The organism is Rothia sp. HMSC072B04 (assembly GCF_001813725.1).
Classification (GTDB): Bacteria; Actinomycetota; Actinomycetes; order Actinomycetales; family Micrococcaceae; genus Rothia; species Rothia mucilaginosa.
This window is the reverse complement of record NZ_KV813793.1, coordinates 90,733-108,123: the sequence shown is the minus strand read 5'-3', so window position 1 is coordinate 108,123 and position 17,391 is coordinate 90,733. Positions and strand designations below refer to the sequence as shown.

At 60.1% G+C, this 17,391-nt stretch carries 14 protein-coding genes, 1 tRNA gene and 1 riboswitch; of the genes, 7 read left to right on the top strand and 8 right to left on the bottom strand.

Going from position 1 to position 17,391, the window contains the following annotated elements:
- Positions 1 to 21: 21 nt before the first annotated feature.
- Entirely contained in the window at positions 22 to 1,200 is a 1,179-nt protein-coding gene (locus HMPREF2928_RS01650) for a VIT1/CCC1 transporter family protein (protein WP_070687147.1), read from the top strand.
- A 163-nt stretch (positions 1,201 to 1,363) separates the two neighbouring features.
- Here HMPREF2928_RS01650 and HMPREF2928_RS01645 read toward each other — a convergent pair whose 3' ends face one another.
- From HMPREF2928_RS01645 to HMPREF2928_RS01630, 4 genes are all read right to left on the bottom strand, one after another.
- The gene (locus HMPREF2928_RS01645) at positions 1,364 to 2,290 is read right to left on the bottom strand and encodes a hypothetical protein (RefSeq protein ID WP_049340935.1); all 927 of its coding nucleotides are present in this window, start codon (positions 2,288 to 2,290) and stop codon (positions 1,364 to 1,366) included.
- 360 nt (positions 2,291 to 2,650) lie between these two features.
- On the bottom strand, positions 2,651 to 3,568 hold the full coding sequence (sucD, locus tag HMPREF2928_RS01640; protein WP_005504562.1) for a succinate--CoA ligase subunit alpha: 918 nt from the start codon (positions 3,566 to 3,568) through the stop codon (positions 2,651 to 2,653).
- 29 nt (positions 3,569 to 3,597) lie between these two features.
- Positions 3,598 to 4,764: an ADP-forming succinate--CoA ligase subunit beta gene (sucC, locus tag HMPREF2928_RS01635; RefSeq protein ID WP_005504561.1), complete on the bottom strand. Its 1,167-nt coding sequence runs from the start codon at positions 4,762 to 4,764 to the stop codon at positions 3,598 to 3,600.
- Between the two features lie 461 nt (positions 4,765 to 5,225).
- Positions 5,226 to 8,210 carry a UvrD-helicase domain-containing protein gene (locus HMPREF2928_RS01630; protein WP_070687145.1) on the bottom strand — a complete coding sequence of 995 codons (2,985 nt, stop codon included), beginning with the start codon at positions 8,208 to 8,210 and terminating at the stop codon, positions 5,226 to 5,228.
- Between the two features lie 143 nt (positions 8,211 to 8,353).
- Here HMPREF2928_RS01630 and HMPREF2928_RS01625 point away from each other — a divergent pair, with 143 nt between their 5' ends.
- Positions 8,354 to 9,214 (top strand): VOC family protein, encoded by an 861-nt coding sequence (locus HMPREF2928_RS01625; protein ID WP_070630017.1) that lies wholly within the window; start codon positions 8,354 to 8,356, stop codon positions 9,212 to 9,214.
- Between the two features lie 110 nt (positions 9,215 to 9,324).
- Here the strand turns inward: HMPREF2928_RS01625 and HMPREF2928_RS01620 are convergent.
- A tRNA-Arg gene (locus HMPREF2928_RS01620) sits at positions 9,325 to 9,397 on the bottom strand.
- A 119-nt stretch (positions 9,398 to 9,516) separates the two neighbouring features.
- On the opposite strand from HMPREF2928_RS01620, the gene HMPREF2928_RS01615 reads away from it, so the two are divergent.
- Positions 9,517 to 10,545 (top strand): DUF4031 domain-containing protein, encoded by a 1,029-nt coding sequence (locus HMPREF2928_RS01615; RefSeq protein ID WP_070687143.1) that lies wholly within the window; start codon positions 9,517 to 9,519, stop codon positions 10,543 to 10,545.
- A 167-nt stretch (positions 10,546 to 10,712) separates the two neighbouring features.
- On the opposite strand, the gene HMPREF2928_RS01610 is transcribed toward HMPREF2928_RS01615, so the two are convergent.
- The 3 genes from HMPREF2928_RS01610 to HMPREF2928_RS01600 all read right to left on the bottom strand — a co-directional run bounded on the left by HMPREF2928_RS01610 (position 10,713) and on the right by HMPREF2928_RS01600 (position 13,834).
- The gene (locus HMPREF2928_RS01610) at positions 10,713 to 11,402 is read right to left on the bottom strand and encodes a C40 family peptidase (protein ID WP_070687141.1); all 690 of its coding nucleotides are present in this window, start codon (positions 11,400 to 11,402) and stop codon (positions 10,713 to 10,715) included.
- Positions 11,403 to 11,562, bottom strand: a riboswitch (cyclic di-AMP (ydaO/yuaA leader).
- 607 nt (positions 11,563 to 12,169) lie between these two features.
- Entirely contained in the window at positions 12,170 to 12,874 is a 705-nt protein-coding gene (locus HMPREF2928_RS01605) for an iron-dependent transcriptional repressor DtxR (RefSeq protein WP_005504532.1), read from the bottom strand.
- Positions 12,875 to 13,084: 210 nt separating this feature from the next.
- A complete protein-coding gene (locus tag HMPREF2928_RS01600) occupies positions 13,085 to 13,834 on the bottom strand; it encodes a DUF3027 domain-containing protein (RefSeq protein ID WP_246823540.1) in 750 nt (249 codons plus the stop codon).
- Between the two features lie 141 nt (positions 13,835 to 13,975).
- Between HMPREF2928_RS01600 and HMPREF2928_RS01595 the strand changes: the two genes are divergently transcribed.
- From HMPREF2928_RS01595 to HMPREF2928_RS01580, 4 genes are all read left to right on the top strand, one after another.
- Complete coding sequence (locus HMPREF2928_RS01595) at positions 13,976 to 14,248, top strand: hypothetical protein (protein ID WP_005504529.1); 273 nt, start codon at positions 13,976 to 13,978, stop codon at positions 14,246 to 14,248.
- Between the two features lie 74 nt (positions 14,249 to 14,322).
- The gene (locus tag HMPREF2928_RS01590; RefSeq protein ID WP_005504528.1) at positions 14,323 to 15,027 is read left to right on the top strand and encodes a response regulator transcription factor; all 705 of its coding nucleotides are present in this window, start codon (positions 14,323 to 14,325) and stop codon (positions 15,025 to 15,027) included.
- A gap of 1 nt (position 15,028) precedes the next feature.
- On the top strand, positions 15,029 to 16,528 hold the full coding sequence (locus tag HMPREF2928_RS01585; protein WP_049353228.1) for a sensor histidine kinase: 1,500 nt from the start codon (positions 15,029 to 15,031) through the stop codon (positions 16,526 to 16,528).
- A 401-nt stretch (positions 16,529 to 16,929) separates the two neighbouring features.
- Positions 16,930 to 17,220 (top strand): WXG100 family type VII secretion target, encoded by a 291-nt coding sequence (locus HMPREF2928_RS01580; protein WP_005504526.1) that lies wholly within the window; start codon positions 16,930 to 16,932, stop codon positions 17,218 to 17,220.
- Positions 17,221 to 17,391 lie beyond the last annotated feature (171 nt).

Below are 17,391 nucleotides of genomic sequence, written 5' to 3'. Positions count from 1 at the left end.
GGCACCCGTGGAAAGGGAACTATGAGCACGCACGCCCAGCACGAGCACGGCGAAGAAACTGAGAAACTTCAGCCGGAAAACACCGCTACCGAGGCTCCGCAGGCCACCCGCCATAGCGCCGTTACCTCCCCCTCCCCCACGCAGATTAAGCGTTGGCGCCGCTACCTGGCTGATGAAGAGTCGGAGGCACGCATCTACCGCTACCTGGCTCGCCGCGCCGAGGGCACCGACCGCGAGATCCTTTTACAGGTTGCTGAGGCGGAGAAGCGTCACCAGCAGCATTGGCGTGACATGCTCGGCGAGCACGCGGATGTACACGTGCGCCCGTCCCTGCAATCGCAGCTACTGCAGTTCTTGGCGAAGAACTTCGGTTCGGTGTTTATTCTTGCGATGGCTCAGCGCGCCGAGTCCCGCTCCCCCTACGCTGAGGACCCGGACGCCACCGAGGAAATGGCGGCTGACGAGGCGATTCACGAGGAGATTATTCGCGCCCTGGCGACTAACGGTCGCGAGAAGCTTTCGGGTAATTTCCGTGCGGCGGTCTTTGGCGCTAACGACGGTTTGGTGTCGAATCTGGCGCTGACTATGGGTATTACCGCGTCGGGCGCGTCCAGTTCGATGGTTCTGCTGTCGGGTATTGCGGGTCTGCTGGCGGGTGCGCTGTCGATGGCGGCGGGTGAGTTCGTGTCGGTGCGTTCTCAGCGTGAGCTGCTGGATGCCTCCCAGCCGACCCAGGTGACCCTGCGTGTTGCGCACGATTTGGATTTGGATTCGAACGAGCTGGAGCTCATTTACCGTGCCCGCGGCATGGAGCCGGACGCGGCGCATCACCGTGCGATGGAGCGTTTCGGCTACATGGATTGTGACTGTGATCCGTCGCTGTCTCACCGCGAGGATGAGGATCGTGAGGAGAATGTGGCTTTGGGTACCGATATTGGTGCTGCCGCTGCGTCCTTTGCGTTCTTTGCTTCGGGTGCGTTGGTTCCGATTCTGCCGTATATCTTTGGCTTGTCGGGTGTGTTCGCGATGGTGCTGTCTCTGCTGTTTGTGGGTGCGGCGCTGGGCTTCACCGGCGGCGTGGTGGGTCTGCTTTCGGGCGCGTCCCCGCTCAAGCGCGGTGTTCGTCAGATTCTAATTGGCTTTGGTGCAGCGTTCGTGACCTACCTGCTGGGTCTGGCGTTCGGCACGACGGTCGGCTAGTTACAACACCCCCAATAAGCTCTCCCAAGTGTATATAGCCGCTCTGGAATTTGTTTTCAAGCGTTTGAGAACTATTCGGATGCAGAAATCCCCCGGTGGATACATTCAGTGTATCCGCCGGGGGTTTTCTATATGTTCTTACCCTGCATGAGGGGTTGATCTATTACGGGTGAATCTCCGCGGTGGTGGCCTGACCGGAAACGCTCTCCGAACCGCTCGCGCCGTTGCCGGAGTAGGTCAGGTTTGCGACCTGCACGCTGGAGGTCTGCTTGTACGAAACCCAGCCGTCGTTTGCCGGGAAGCGCAGCTGCGCCGGCATGAAGTTGGTCTGGCTGTAGTACTTGGTGCCGGACTGCTTCATGGTGTACGCCTTGCTGGTGGTGTAGACGATACGACCCTTGAAGGTGTAGGTGCCGTCAGAGTTTTTGGTGACGGTCGGTACTTCTGCGGTCCAGGTGCCGGCGGTCTGCGCGACGGACAGGTACTTTGCCTGGCCTGCGGAGGCTACCAGTTCGGTGGTCTTACCGGTCAGCTTGCGACCGGAGGGGGCCCATGCCTGACCGTTGATCTTACCGAGCTTAAGGAGCGACTGTGCGCTGGCGGCGACGGTGTACTCAACCTCGGTTACGAAGGTTGCGCCAGCTGCGAGGGTGACGCTGCTGCCGGGGATGTAGCCGGTGCCGGTTGCGGTGTCCTTGGTCGGTACGGACCACCAGAAGCCGCTGGAGGACATGTATGCGCCGTTTGCGCCGGTCTGGGAGTTGGTGACGGGGGTGAACTTACCTTCGCCGTTGACGTAGGTTGCGCTCTTGGGCTTGGAGGTTGCGTCGTCCCAGTTGATGTCGGAGTCGGGGGTGCCGGAGGCAGTGAAGTGTGCCTCGGGGCTTGCCGGGTTGATGGTGCCGGTGTTGTTGGAGGATGCGTAGCCGACGTAGCCGCCGTTGTTCTGCACGCTGACGTACACGCCGTACTGCACGCCGGGGGTTTCCTTGGATGCGGCGTAGGCAGGTACTGCTGCGGAGGCTGCGACGACGGGTGCGGACCAGACGCCTGCCTTTGCGATGGTGCGGCGAGAGATGGGCTGAGTCATGAGTGTAGTGATCTCCTGTGAGTGTTTGGTGTTTCTTAGAGCCGCTCAGAATGGTTCTGACTAGGCTCAATGCACTCCAGTATACAAAGGTTGAGGTTATATCTGCACCTTATGAGGGCGGATGTGCACAATCTTACTTTCCTCCGTAAGTTCTACCGCCCGGTTTCAAACATCTCAAAAGCATCCTCAAATCCCAGCACTATTCGGCAGCTGGAGCGGCTCAACCTTCCTCTTTTCCCCGGTGCATTCCCCTCCAGCACCTCTGGGCGTTCTTCGGCACTGTCTCTGTTGAGTTCCCGGTTAAAGCACAGATGCCGGTAGCCTCATGGACTACCGGCATCTGCCGCAATACTATGCTGTTTACTTCGCTGCGAAGATTTCGCGCATCAGGTTTGCAGCCTCGGAGGGGGTCTTACCGACCTTCACGCCTGCTGCTTCCAGAGCTTCCTTCTTCGCCTGAGCGGTACCGGAGGAACCGGAGACAATAGCGCCTGCGTGGCCCATGGTCTTACCCTCAGGAGCGGTGAAGCCTGCAATGTAACCAACGACGGGCTTGGTCACGTTTGCCTTGATGTACTCTGCAGCACGCTCCTCAGCGTCACCACCGATCTCACCAATCATGACGATTGCTTCGGTCTCGGGGTCAGCTTCGAAAGCTTCCAGAGCGTCGATGTGGGTGGTGCCGATGATGGGGTCGCCACCAATACCGATAGCGGTGGTGAAACCAATGTCGGACAGTTCGTACATCAGCTGGTAGGTCAGGGTACCGGACTTGGAAACCAGACCAATCTTGCCCTTGCCGGTGATGTTCGCCGGGATAATACCAACCAGGCACTCCTCGGGGGAGATGATGCCGGGGCAGTTGGGGCCAATGATGCGGGTGATCTGCTTGCCGTTCTCGTCCACGGATGCCTTAGCAGCTGCCCAGAACTCTGCGGAGTCCTGAACCGGAACGCCCTCGGTGATGACGACGACGAGGCCGATCTTAGCCTCGATAGCCTCGAGAACTGCTGCCTTGGTGAAGGCCGGGGGAACGAAGACGATGGAGACGTTCGCGCCGGTCTTCTCCATAGCCTCAGCTACGGAACCGAACACGTTCAGCTCGATGTCGGAGCCGTCCTTCGCCTTGTGGGTGACGGTGGTGCCAGCCTTGCGAGCGTTCACGCCGCCCACAATGTTGGTGCCTGCTGCGAGCATGCGTGCGGTGTGCTTGGTACCCTCGCCACCGGTGATGCCCTGAACGATGACCTTGGAGTCCTTGTTCACAAAGATAGACATATTACTTCCTTGAAATCCTTTGCTGGCGATTACGCCTTGTGAGCGAGCTCTGCTGCCTTGTCAGCGCCGGAGTCCATGGTCTCAGCCAGAACAACCAGCGGGTGGTTCGCCTCGGAGAGGATGCGGCGACCCTCAGCAACGTTGTTGCCGTCCAGGCGCACAACCAGGGGCTTGGTTGCTGCGTCGCCCAGAATCTCCAGAGCCTTCACAATGCCGTCTGCCACTGCGTCACATGCGGTGATGCCGCCGAAGACGTTCACGAAAACGCTCTTGACCTGCTCGTCGCCCAGAATGATTTCCAGGCCGGCAGCCATAACCTCAGCGGACGCGCCGCCACCAATATCAAGGAAGTTTGCGGGCTTGACGTTGCCGTGGTTCTCGCCAGCGTATGCAACGACGTCCAGGGTGGACATAACCAGACCTGCACCGTTACCAACGATGCCGACCTCGCCGTCCAGCTTCACGTAGTTCAGGTCGAACTGCTTTGCCTTAGCTTCCAGCGGGTTCTCAGCGGACTTGTCCACGAGAGCCTCGTGCTCGGGCTGGCGGAATTCTGCGTTGTCGTCCAGGGAGACCTTGCCGTCCAGGGCGAGGATGGTACCCTCGGGGGTCAGAACGAGGGGGTTAACCTCAACCAGGGTTGCGTCTTCCTTGGTGTAGACTTCGCCCAGCTTGACGAGAACGGGAACAACCTTCTCCTGCAGTTCTGCGGAGAAACCTGCTGCCTTAGCAATTTCCTCAGCCTTAGCCTGGTCCAGGCCGACCAGCGGGTCAACCTCGATCTTTGCCAGTGCCTCGGGGCGCTCAGCAGCGAGCTGCTCAATTTCCATACCGCCTTCTACCGAGCACATTGCCAGGTAGGAGCGGTTTGCGCGGTCCAGCAGGAGGGAGAAGTAGTATTCTTCGGCGATGTCTGCGCCGTCAGCGACCAGCACGCGGTGAACGGTGTGGCCCTTGATGTCCATGCCGAGAATTGCCTTAGCGTGCTCGTAAGCTTCTTCGGGGGACTTTGCGAGCTTAACGCCGCCAGCCTTACCGCGGCCGCCGGTCTTAACCTGAGCCTTAATGACGGTCAGGCCGCCAATTTCCTCAGCTGCTGCCTTTGCTTCTTCAGGGGTGGTCGCAACAATGCCCTTGAGCACGGGTACACCGTGCTTTGCGAAGAGCTCGCGCGCCTGGTATTCGAAAAGGTCCACAGGTGTCCTTCTTCTTCGAAGTGGTGCCGAGTACTGGTGCACTCGGCCTGGTCTCATTAGAGGAGGTTCCCCCGTGTGGTCAGTACGGTGCGATAGGGGTCTCTCGCACCCGGCGCACACGCATCATTGACGCGGGGAATTTCTCTCGTCTCTACTCTATCGGATTCGGCGTGAGCTCGCACTCACAGAGCCCCAAATCTGAGATTTTAGCGACTCAGCTCACAAATATTTTGGGTACATTCCACCCAAAGGCTGTGCACCGGGTAACTAACCCGAACTAACGCTCCCCGATCCGCCGCGAAATACCGGCGAAAATGCGGCGTTTACCGCCGTGCTCTGCAAAGCCCCGGCCACCTTCTCAGCAGGCGGACAATACGCCCGGTACAGCGCACAAAAGAGGGGCGGGCACCCTCAGGTACCCGCCCCTCCATAGGCATTGTCAGGTTCTTACGCCCGACGCGTTAGCTCACCTTCTCCAGCGGCGCGTAACGCAGCAGCAGGCGCTTCTCTTCCGAACCGAAACGGACCTTCGCCACGGTCTTATCGCCGCTACCCTCAACGGCGAGCACGCGACCCTCACCAAACTTGGTGTGGCGCACGGTATCGCCAACCGCCAGAGTCGGGATTTCCTTGCTCTGGTGCACGCGGGAACGGTTCGTCACCTTCGAGGTGGCCGCCGCCAGCCCGTAGCTTGCCGAGCCGTTAATATCCGCGGTGGACGGCTCAGAACGGCGTGCGGGGCGGGACTCGTAGGGGTCGTATGAGCCGCGCGAGCCGCCGGAACTGTAACCACCCGAGCCGTAGCCGCCCGAGCTGTAACCACCCGAATAGCCGCCGGAACCGTAGCCGGAACGAGAACCGCCCGAATAGCCGCCACCGTACGAGTTCCCGTATGAGCTACCGCCATAGGAACTGCCGCGAGCGCCATACGCACCCATACCGGAGGCGCCAAAGCCCGAAAAACCGGCGGTGCGCTTCCACTCAATCAGCTCCTCCGGAATCTCCTCCAGGAAGGGCGAGGGCGGGTTGAACTGGCTCTTACCCCACATGGTGCGGGTTTCCGAGCGGGTCAGGTACAGGCGCTCCATGGCGCGGGTCAGACCCACGTACGCCAGGCGGCGTTCCTCACTCATTTCCTTCTCATCGGTCAGGGCACGCTGATGCGGGAACAGGCCGTGCTCCATGCCGGTCAAGAACACCACGGGGAACTCCAGGCCCTTGGCGGTGTGCAGGGTCATGAGGGTGACCATGCCCTGTGCCTTCGCCTCGGCGGCTTCGGCGGCAATCTGTGCGGCGGAGGCGTTCTCACCCTCCGCGCTGGCGGGGCGGTTCGGGATTGAGTCGGCGTCGGCGACCAGAGCCACGTGTTCGAGGAACTGCTCCAGGTCAGCGCCGGGGTTCTCGGTCTCGAACTCGACCATGGCGTCGAGCAGCTCGGAGAGGTTCTCCACGCGCGATTCGTCCTGAATGTCCTTGGAGGCGCGCAGAGCCGCCAGGTACCCGGTCTGCTCCAGGACCGCTTCCAGGCAGGTTGCGGCGGGTTCGGTGCGGGCAATCTGCGCCAGGTCGTCCATGAGGCGCACGAACTCGGCGTACTTCTTGACCGCGGCGGCACCCAGGCCGGGGATGTCGGCTGCCTGGCGTGCGGCGGCGTAGAAGGAGATGCGGTTCGCACTCGCGTACTCCGCCACCACGGACTCAGACTTAGCACCGATACCGCGCTTGGGTTCGTTGAGGATGCGGCGCACGTTCACGTCGTCATCGGGGTTGCTCAGGGCGCGCAGGTACGCCAGCGCGTCCTTGATTTCCTTACGCTCATAGAAGCGGGTGCCGCCGACCACGCGGTAGGGCAGGCCGGCACGCATGAGCATGTCCTCGAGGGTTCGGGACTGCGCGTTGGTGCGGTAGAAGATTGCGACGTCACCGGGCTGCACGCCGTGCTCATCGGCAAGGCGGTCAATTTCGCGGGTGATGTAGCGTGCCTCGGCGTGTTCGGATTCGGCAACGTAACCGATGATCTTCGCACCGGCGCCGGAGGCGGTCCACAGCTTCTTGGGGCGACGGTCAGGGTTGCGTTCGATGACCGCGTTCGCCGCGGAGAGGATATTCTGCGTGGAACGGTAGTTCTGTTCCAGCAGGATCGTGTGGGCGTTCGGGTAGTCCTTCTCAAAGTCCGTAATATTGCGGATATCCGCGCCGCGGAAAGCGTAGATGGACTGGTCGGAGTCACCCACCACGGTCAGCTCGGCAGGGGGCGCGGCATCCGGGTAGGGGCCGCGGTCAGCCGGTGCCTTCGTGTGGGCGCCGACCAGTTCACGCACCAGCTGGTACTGGGCATGGTTAGTGTCCTGGTACTCGTCCACGAGGATGTGACGGAACTTGCGGCGGTAGTAGTTCGCGATTTCGGGGAACTTCTTGAGCAAGAAGACGGTGCGGCCAATCAGGTCGTCAAAGTCGAGGGAGTTGGCGGCGCGCAGACGCTGCGTGTAGACGGTGTAAATCTGCGAGATGGTCTTCTCGTACGGGTTATCGCTCGCCACGCGGGATGCGTACGCTTCGGCGCTGACCAGCTCGTTCTTCAGCGCGGAGATGCGGTTGCCCACAGCCTTGGCGGTGAACTTCTTGGGGTCCAGGTTGAGCTCTTTAATGATGAGGCTCAGCAGACGCTGCGAGTCGGTCGAATCGTAAATGGTGAAGGTGGACTTCAGACCCAGGGCGGCGGCCTCACGGCGCAGCACGCGCACGCAGAAGCTGTGGAAGGTCGAGATCCACATGTGCTTGGCGCGCGGGCCAACCAGCGCCTCAATACGTTCACGCATTTCGGCGGCAGCCTTATTGGTGAAGGTGATGGCGAGAATCTGGCCGGGGGTCGCGCGGTGGGTTGCGAGCAGGTAGGCGATGCGGTGGGTGAGCACGCGGGTCTTGCCGGATCCGGCGCCCGCAACGATGAGCAGGGGCGCGCCGGAGTGCAGCACGGCTTCTTCCTGGCGTTCGTTGAGCCCTGCGGTGAGGGAGGCGGGGTCCACCGCGTTGAGGCTGTGGGCGCGTTCGCCGTAGGGGTCGGCGGGGTCGAAGTCCTCGCCGTAGCCGCCGACGCGGTAGGCGGGCGGCATGAAGTCGCCGAGCGGGTCTGCGGCGGTGAAGACTGCGGGTGCGCTGGGTTCAGGAACGGGTGCGCTGGTAGCAGGGGCACCGTAGGCGGGCATGCCGGTGGGCAGGGCGGCGGGTACGTCCTGTGCGGGTTCCTCCATCACCGGAGCATCCATCACTGCGGCGTCCATGGGAGGGGCGTAGTAGTCGTCCTCGGCAGGGGGTACGTCGTAGTAGGGGTCGAAGGGCGGCTCATCATCCGCTACCGGTGCTGCGGGGGTGACGAGTTCGGCGGCGAACAGGCCGTCCTGTTCGGTGAAGGGCTGCTTCTGCTGTTCGGGCTTGTCGCTCATCATCTACCTCGCTGCCTAGAATACACGTTCGATATTCCATGCTACCGCATTTGCTCCGCGGCTCCCACCCGTTCGGTCATCCGCCGCACGTCCTATATCGGCAACGGCACACCGGTGGCACAGAATAGTCATGTTAGGATGACCGCATGACTCAGACCTTATCTCCGAGCCTCTCAATAGCCCTATGGTGCAATGGCTCAGCCGACGAAGCCGCACGGTTCTATACCAGGGTTTTTCGCGATGCTTCTATCGTTGAACAGGTGCCCGGACTTACGACGGCTCTAAGCATCCATGGCTTCCAGCTCTCGCTCATTAACGGTGATGACCGGTACGTCCCGAACCAGTCCATCAGTTGCATCCTAAACTTTGACCCGCTCCTCTTCGGCGGTGAGGCGCAAGCGCGAGCATACCTCGATGAACTCTACGAAGAGCTAAGTACCGGCGGTGTGCTGATGAAACTGGGTGAGTACCCTTTCTCCCCACGCTACGCCTGGGTGCGTGATCGTTTCGGCATGACCTGGCAGCTGATGCTTACCAATCCTGCAGGCGACCCGCGACCCTTCGTCGTGCCTTCTTTCATGTTTGGCGGCACGAATCACGGCAATGCAGAGGAAGCCACCAACGGCTGGATTTCCATGTTTGATGATGCCCGCCGCGGCACCCTGTACCACTATCCGGAAGGTAGCCCCTTTGAGGCAGATGCGGTCATGTTTACCGACTTCAACCTGCACGGCACCTGGATGGCGGCTGCTGATTCCAGCACTTTCCACGATTTCACATTCACGCCGGGGGTTTCGGTAGTTCTTTCGTGCCGTACTCAGGAGGAGATTGATTACTATTGGGAGCAGCTCTCGGCTATACCTGAGGCGGAGCGTTGCGGCTGGTGTGTAGATCGCTGGGGTATTTCTTGGCAGGTTGTCCCGCACAATATTGCTGAGCTGATGGCAGATAAGGCCTCTCGCGAGAAGATCCTGCTGATGGGCAAGATTGACCTGTCTCAGCTATAACAACGTGTTTTCTTGAGTACTCGTTACGTGCAGAAACAGAGAAACCGCCCGCGCCTGCTAATGCAAGCGACGAGCGGTTTTCTCGTACCGGCGTGACTACCGGTTCTGTGTGCCCCCGAGACGATTCGAACGTCCGACACCTTCTTTAGGAGAGAAGTGCTCTATCCCCTGAGCTACGAGGGCGTACCTATCCAGTATAAAGCACCCCGCACCGCGAGTCCGCACAGCCCGTGTTCACCGCCCTGTGTTCACCGCCCGAAGACACCCGCACCCGGCGGCAGAATCGCTCTTACAATGTACGAATGAGCATCTACATTGACCCGCCCACCTGGCCCGCACACGGCACCGTCTTCTCGCACCTCATCTCCGATGTATCCCTGGCGGAACTGCACGAGTTCGCCGCAGCGGCGGGCATCAGTGAGCGTGCTTTCGACCGCGACCACTACGATGTTCCGGCGCACCTCTACGAGAATCTAGTACGGGCGGGCGCAAAGGAGCTCAGCGGTGCACAGCTGACTCGCACGCTCATTGCCAGCGGTCTGCGGATTCCCTTGAAGGAACGCCCCGAGAAGATTCGCCCGCGCCTGCTTCGCGCCTGGGAGGCGGCGTTTGCGCCCCGCCTTAATACACCCCGTCTCAAGCGTGTGGAGGCTCCTGCCGTGAGCCAAGCTCAGCTCACGGCGCAGGTAGCGGAGCTGAGTGAGAGCCTGTTGCAGGCGTGGGAGCAGCCGCACCGCGCCTACCACCATAGCGGGCACCTTTCGCAGATGCTCACCGACCTGGACCGCCTCTACGCACACCGCACGCAGGGTTCTACTCCCCTGGCATTGGTTCTGGCGGCGTGGTTCCACGACGCGGTGTACGAGGGCGCGCCGGGTGAGGATGAGCGCCGTAGCGAGCAGCTGGCGAGCGCCTCCCTGGAGCCGCTGGTTGCCGCGGGCCTGCTCAGTGGTGACGAGCTACAGATGGTGAGCCTTCTGGTGCGTGCCACGGCAACCCACGAGCTGCCCAAGTCTGTCGACCTACCGGCGGGCTATGAGCCGGCGGATATTCAGTTTTTCCTCGATGCCGATATGGCTATCCTGGCGGCTGATTCGGCACGCTATCGCCGCTACCTGCACGGGGTGCGTAGCGAGTACTCCCATTTTGACGATGAGGCGTTCCGTGCCGGTCGTACGACCTTCCTGCGTTCGATCCTGGGGCGTAAACGCATCTTCCTCTCCGAGGAGGGTCTACAGCTCTGGGAGGAGCCCGCGAGGGCTAATCTGAGTGCTGAGCTCAGCGAGTGGGCGCAGGACCCGCAGGGGCTTCTGCAGGCTCTCGCGTCCTAGCCGCATACACCTAAAACACATACCGCCGAGAATGCACCCACACTAAGGTGCGCTCTCGGCGGTATTTTCATAGAATCTCTCGGGTACGCAAAAGGCGCCCACCCCGTGCGGGGTAGGCGCCTTTTGAGAAGTATGTTGGGCTAGACCCAGCTCTTATGCGCTAAGGCTTAGAGAGCGGTGTAGTAGCCGTCAACGGACATCCAGGAAGTGGGGTGCACCAGGGTACCGTTGGTGGGGTTCAGAGCGGAGATCATCTTGCCGTCGCCCAGGTAGATACCAACGTGGCTGTAGCCGTTCTGGAAGACGATGTCGCCGGGCTGGGGGTTAGAGGTCGGACGCAGCTCGTTCTTCATTGCGTAGGTGAAAGCGGTCAGCTTGATGCCGTGCTGAGCGAAAACCCAAGAGGTGAAGCCGGAGCAGTCCCATGCACCGAAGGTCTTGCCGCCCCAAACGTATGCGCCGCCCAGACCGCTCATTGCGGTTGCAACGATTGCGTCGCGGGAAGCGTTACCGGTGGAAGCGGAGGAAGCTGCGGGTGCAGCGGGAGCCTCGGTTGCAACGGGTGCAACGTAAGCCTGCTGGGTCTCAGCCTGGGGTGCTACGTAGGCGGTCTCAGCTGCGGGTGCAGGAGCTGCTGCGGGAGCAACGTAGGTCTGCTGTGCCTGAGCCTGGGGTGCAACGTAGGTGGTTGCGGGGGTGTTGTAGCTGGTGTAGTCGAACTCGTAGTTGGTGTAGTCGTAGGACAGATCAGCAGCAGCGGGGATCTGTGCAAATGCGTTCGCGGGAACGGTCGAGCCGAGCAGGATTGCGCCTGCTGCGAGGGTTGCACCTGCGGTACGTACGATCTTCTTAGCCATTGGTAATTCCTCCATTGCCTGACGAGGTGAGCTGTCGGGCTCGAGCATGGATTCGCTCGGCCACCGAAGTGACTTAGCCCCGAGGCTTCTCGATTGAGATGCCGTATCCCAGCTTGGGGATTGGGTCCCCCGCTTCTGCCATATTGGGTAGACGTACATCGAAGCGTTGGCAGAACTCAGCGGAACCGCTTCGACGGTGCCCTCTTACGATGAGGATTTGGGCACAGAAACGAGAATACACAGAAAACTCCCAGTTGTCACTTCATTCGGGCTTAAATTTTGGACTTTCACCCTGGGGGGAAAACTTGGCACTCCAGGCATTTGACCCCCTCTCAATGGAACCCTTATCTACCTTTTAAGGCACTTGACTAGGCATTTCACAAGGATGCACATTCGCTTTTAATGCGCCATCACCCCTCAAGGACAGGGTTCAAAACTCTTAAAAATGACCCTTATCTCTTAAGTGTCCATTCTCAGAGATTGCTCAACCATCGGCGTTTCCCTCAGTTTCAACCTTAGATTTAAGCGAAAAACCCGAAAAATGCACTCAAGCGCAGTTGCTAAAACCCTGAGAGAGGAGTATATGCGCCCGCGCACATGACCAAACTCTGAAATACCCCACTCACTAGGCACCTCAGCTCCCCAAAACCTCCCCGCAAGACCGAGCAGCCCTAACACGTGCACAAAAACGGTGGCACCGCCTCCACAAAGGAAGGCGATACCACCGTTTAGCGTGAACTGGGTTAGCAGACTCTCAGAATGAGAGCTTAGAGGTTGCCGCCGCGCTTGACCACAATTGCGTTTGCCACGTCCATATCCAGGGAGAGGGTGTCCTCTTCGCCATCAGCGTGAACAATCACGTCATCGTTCTGACCGGCAACCACGGACACCGATGCGCCGTAGACAATACCTGCGTCAGCCAGCAGCTTCAACAGCTCAACGTCAGTCTGAATGGACTCGGGGAAGCGAGAAATAGTGAAACGGTCCTCGGGACCGGAGTCGCGTGCCGCCAGGGACATGGGCACGGTACGCTCGTCGTTCTTCTCGCTAGTGTGGCCCAGATCCTCCAGGCCGGGGATAGCGTTACCGTACGGGGAGAACTTGGGGTCCTTAAGCATCTCCAGGATGCGCTTCTCCACCTTGTCACTCATGACGTGCTCCCAGCGGCATGCCTCTTCATGCACGTACTCAAGTTCCAGACCAATAATGTCGGAGAGCAGTCGCTCAGCCAGGCGGTGCTTACGCATCACCTCGACCGCCTTGTGGCGGCCTTCCTCGGTCAGTTCGAGGTGGCGGTCCGGCTCAACGGTGAGCAGGCCGTGCTTCTCCATACGTGCCACAGTCTGGGAAACGGTCGGGCCGGAGTGCTCGAGTCGTTCAGCGATGCGCGCACGCATGGGGACGATACCCTCTTCCTCCAGTTCGAGGATGGTGCGCAAATACATCTCTGTGGTATCGATGAGGTCTGTCATATATCTCTCCCAGCTATCACCGCAACAGTACTTAGATAGCACTGCCTAAGTCGTTACTTAATTCAATAATCTATTATGTACTTTTTCAGCGGCTTTTGCCACGGCTTAAGTCATTGAGTCGCCCAATGAAAACTCATTGGACGACTCAAGACACCTTGATATATACGCTTTTGCTAACCCACCCCTTATTAAGAGGAGTAGACGGTAGGCTTACTCTGCGGACTCAGCCTCAGCGGTTTCTTCCACGGCAGATTCGTTCTCTTCCGCTTTGTTCTCTGCAAGCTCAGCAGATTCCTCTGCCTCAGCGGTTTCAGCAGACTCTGCGTTCTCCTGCTCGGCGTTCTCCTCCAGGTCTTCCGGGCGAACGCGGTCAGCCCACGGCACCCAATCCGGCGCAATGAGCGCGTCGTCGCCGGGCAGCAGGCCCACCTCGCAGATCGTTGCCACGCGGGAGCGAGGCGCACGCGAGAGGGTCGCGAACCAGAACCAGCCGCGGTAACCGGGCAGGGTGCACTCGAAAAGGTGCGTACTTAGACGCTCTTCCTCGGCTCGCACGTGGTGTACCAGGCCGATAGCGTGTGCCGGGGCGATTTCCTGAACGCCCTGCAAAGCCACATCCTTTGCGGCGGCAAGAATCTCATCCACCTTGGAGGTGCGGCGCAGCTTGTGCGGAACACCCAGGGAGGGGGCGCCCACCTCTTCATCCAGCGGGGTGAAGGGGTCGGGGGTGGAGTCTTCGTTCTGTGCGGTTTCTTCGGCAGCAGATTCCTCAGAGGCAGATTCCTCAGCGGGCGTATCAGCCGCCTCAGTCTCCTCAGCGTTCACGGAGGGCTGAGTCTCAGCAGGTACAGCGCTACCCTCGTCGGTGCTCTCAGGCGCGGCAGAAGGCGCAACGGACTCTGCGGGCGCGTCAGTAGCGGGCATAGTTTCGGGGAGCAGTTCAATAACCTGTTCAGACATACCCCTATTAAAGCATCTCGCGTGCGCAAACATTGCGGCGCCCGCCCCAAGCTTCGCATACGCTGTGAATTTGAGTCTCAAACCGCTAAATCTGGGGCTTCACCCATTAACAGCTGTGTGTGAGCTGATACGGTTAAATTTATGAGTAATGAACCCGTACAGGACACGCGCAGTACCGCAGACCAGGCGCCTGCGCCCCTTCCCTACGCCGGAGCTATCCGTTGGCTCGGCGCGGCAGGTGCGCTTCTCGCCCTGATTTGCCTGCTCACCGGAGTCGCCATGCTCGTGATGAAGTGGGTTGGGGCAGCGCCGCCCGCCCTCATGAGCCAGATTCCGCTGGTCCTCCTCCCCGTCGCCTTTATCGCCCTCATGGCCGCACTCATCCTGTCGGTCATGCGCCGCAACAAGGCATAAAGATTTGAGCCCCAAGCTCACACACATCATTCACTTATCAAGTACAGCCTGCCATTCAGAGAGAAAGATAGAGTATGTCTGCTGAAGCAAAACTCCTAGTCGTCGATGACGAGTTCAACATTCTTGAATTGCTCGCCACCTCCCTGCGTTTCGCCGGTTTTGAAGTAGTTACCGCCGGCAACGGCCGCGAAGCCCTCGAAAAGGCACACGCCGAAAATCCCGACCTCATCGTCCTGGACGTCATGATGCCCGGCATGGACGGCTTCGAGGTGACCCGCCGCCTGCGCGAAAACGGCACCACCACCCCCGTGCTCTTCCTGACCGCAAAGGACGCCACCGAAGACAAGGTGACTGGTCTGGGTGCCGGTGGTGACGACTACGTCACCAAGCCCTTCTCCCTCGACGAGGTGATCGCCCGCATCCGCGCCATTCTGCGCCGTAGCCGCAGCGTCCAGGAAGAGGACGACGCCGTACTGCGCGTTGACGCCCTCACCCTGAACGTGGACACCCACGAAGTGTTCCTCGGTGACGAAGAGATTGACCTCTCCCCCACCGAGTTCAACCTGCTGCACTACCTGATGCTCAACGCCAACCGCGTGCTGTCCAAGGCGCAGATTCTCGACCACGTGTGGGAGTACGACTTCAACGGCGACTCCTCCATCGTTGAGTCCTACATTTCGTACCTGCGCCGCAAGATCGACAACAACCGTGAAAACCACGAGCCGCTCATCCATACCAAGCGCGGTGTGGGCTACATGATTCGCGGTTCTCGAGGCTAACGTGGCGCTCAAACCCCTCGACCGGATCCCCCAGTCTCTTTCCCTTCGCACCCAGCTGGTGCTCATCACCTCCATGCTCATCGCCCTCTCCATTGCGGTGACGAGCCTGGTAGCGATTTCCGCTCTGCGCGCCCAGATGGTGCACCAGCTGGATGAAGAGATGAAGAACAGCGCCCCCTCACTCGTGCAGCTGGCGACCGTGCGCCCCTCCGGCAACCAGGAACAATCCCTGAGCACCTACCGCCTGTACCTGCTCGACAAGGACGGCAACGTACTGTACTCGCTCAAGTCCGAGGACAGCGAACAGTTCAGCGAGCCGGCGCTGCAAGGCTGGACCGAAGAGAAGGTTCGCAAGCAAAACGAGGAGGCAGTCACCGTCAATTCGGTGGGCAGCTCCTCCGATTGGCGTGTGCTCGCCGTGCCCATTGAATCGAAAGATTCTTCTGGGCTGACGGAGGCGGCATCCATGGTTATTGCCATGCCGCTGAAACAAACGAACCAGGTGGTCGCCCTCGTAGGTGTGCTGACCTTCGCGTTTGGTTTGGCGACCCTCGCCTCCGCGATTGCAATGACCTGGGTGATTGTGACCCGCACCTTCGAGCCGCTGGCTCGCGTGGAGCAAACCGCCGCCAAGATCGCTGCCGGTGACCTCTCTCAGCGTATTGAGGACTACAACCCCAGCAACGAGATCGGTAACCTCGCGGTTTCGCTGAACACGATGCTCACCCAGATTGAAATGCTCTTCAAAGCCCGCGAGAAGAGCGAGGCGAAAATGCGCCGCTTCGTGGGTGACGCTTCGCATGAGCTGCGCACCCCTCTGGTCAGTATTCGAGGTTACTCGGAGCTGTACCGTCAGGGTGCGCTACCGACCGACGAGGCTGTCGCTACCGCGATGAGCCGCATCGAATCGGAGTCCAAGCGTATGGGTCAGCTCGTGGAAGACCTGCTGACCCTGGCGCGTATTGATGAGCGCCGCGAATCCAAGCTGGCACCCTTCGACCTGTTCAACCTGGCGGTGGACGCTAGTAACGACGCCTACGCTACGGCGCCCGATCGTGCAGTGTCCCTGGTGGGTCTGAACGAAGAGGTGGCACCGACCTCCGCAACCGTGCTCGGCGACGAATCACGCCTGCGTCAGGTCGTGGCGAACCTGCTAACCAACGCCATGCGCTATACCCCCGACGGTTCTCCCCTGGAGATTGCGGTGGGCGTGCGCGAAGAGGTTCCCGGCTTCCCGCTGTCCGTGCTGGAGGTGCGCGACCACGGCCCCGGTATTCACGGCGAGGACCGCGAGCGCGTCTTCGAGCGTTTCTACCGCACCGATGCTTCACGTTCGCGTGAGACCGGCGGTACGGGTCTGGGTCTGTCCATTGTGGCTGCGATTATCGAGCAGCATGAGGGCAGGATTCACATTGAAGAGACCGATGGTGGCGGCGCTACCTTCGTGATTTCTTTGCCGTTCTATCCGCCGCCCGTCTCGGACGATCAGCTGATGAAATAGCACTGACGCATAAACCCCCGGATTGTGGAACTTGAGTGTTCTACGGTTCGGGGGTTTTGCTGTGCGCCGGAGGCGGGATGATAACTCGCGGCGGCGCGAGTAAAGAGAGCGTGAGTAAGAAGGAGCGGCGCGGCTAAAGAACAGCGGGAGCAACCGAGCGCGCGTCATGGCGGCGTCATTTTCGGGAGGGTTTTCGATTTTTTCGAGATAGCAGAGCTAATCTGGCGGGTTTATCCACAGATTTACTTAATAATCATTTTTCAGCTCATTTGATGCATTTTGAAAGATATAGTGATAACAAGCTTCCGGTCAGGAACTCAACCCTTCCAGAGATCCAAACCCCAAGCGCCACCACGGGGCAACCGCCCCACCTATCTCACATATCTCAAAGGAGAAAAACCATGGCACAGTTCAATGTCGATTCCGAAGTCATCGCAGCCAAGAGCGCACAGGCACGATCCTACGTCGCATCCATCACCGCAGACGTCAACGGTATGACCGCATCCCTGCACGATTTGCAGAGCTCCTGGACCGGCTCCGCATCTGCCAACTTCCAGGGCGTACTGGACCAGTGGCACGCAACCCAGCGCCAGGTCGAAGCATCCATCACCCAGATCAACGAGGCACTCACCCGCGCAGGCGTAAACTACGCAGACACCGAGCAGGCTAACGCCTCCATGTTCGTCGGCTAAGGGGTCCGGGCTACAGATTCTAAGGCCCACCCGCAGGCAGGCGGCAGACCGGACAGCTAAAAGGTCCCGGACGCACGGCACACCGCCCGCCAGATTTGCCAGAAGGCGGCGAACATCTATTGAGAAAACCCCGCCGCATCCTCGAGAATGAGGATGCGGCGGGGTTTTATT

Coding starts and splice junctions, on each gene's coding strand:
- HMPREF2928_RS01600 (WP_246823540.1), bottom strand. CDS start 13,834: ATGTCTGAACAGGTTATTGAACTGCTCCCCGAAACTATGCCCGCTACT.
- HMPREF2928_RS01595 (WP_005504529.1), top strand. CDS start 13,976: ATGAGTAATGAACCCGTACAGGACACGCGCAGTACCGCAGACCAGGCG.
- HMPREF2928_RS01630 (WP_070687145.1), bottom strand. CDS start 8,210: ATGATGAGCGACAAGCCCGAACAGCAGAAGCAGCCCTTCACCGAACAG.
- HMPREF2928_RS01645 (WP_049340935.1), bottom strand. CDS start 2,290: ATGACTCAGCCCATCTCTCGCCGCACCATCGCAAAGGCAGGCGTCTGG.
- sucD (WP_005504562.1), bottom strand. CDS start 3,568: ATGTCTATCTTTGTGAACAAGGACTCCAAGGTCATCGTTCAGGGCATC.
- HMPREF2928_RS01610 (WP_070687141.1), bottom strand. CDS start 11,402: ATGGCTAAGAAGATCGTACGTACCGCAGGTGCAACCCTCGCAGCAGGC.
- HMPREF2928_RS01580 (WP_005504526.1), top strand. CDS start 16,930: ATGGCACAGTTCAATGTCGATTCCGAAGTCATCGCAGCCAAGAGCGCA.
- HMPREF2928_RS01650 (WP_070687147.1), top strand. CDS start 22: ATGAGCACGCACGCCCAGCACGAGCACGGCGAAGAAACTGAGAAACTT.
- HMPREF2928_RS01605 (WP_005504532.1), bottom strand. CDS start 12,874: ATGACAGACCTCATCGATACCACAGAGATGTATTTGCGCACCATCCTC.
- HMPREF2928_RS01615 (WP_070687143.1), top strand. CDS start 9,517: ATGAGCATCTACATTGACCCGCCCACCTGGCCCGCACACGGCACCGTC.
- HMPREF2928_RS01590 (WP_005504528.1), top strand. CDS start 14,323: ATGTCTGCTGAAGCAAAACTCCTAGTCGTCGATGACGAGTTCAACATT.
- HMPREF2928_RS01625 (WP_070630017.1), top strand. CDS start 8,354: ATGACTCAGACCTTATCTCCGAGCCTCTCAATAGCCCTATGGTGCAAT.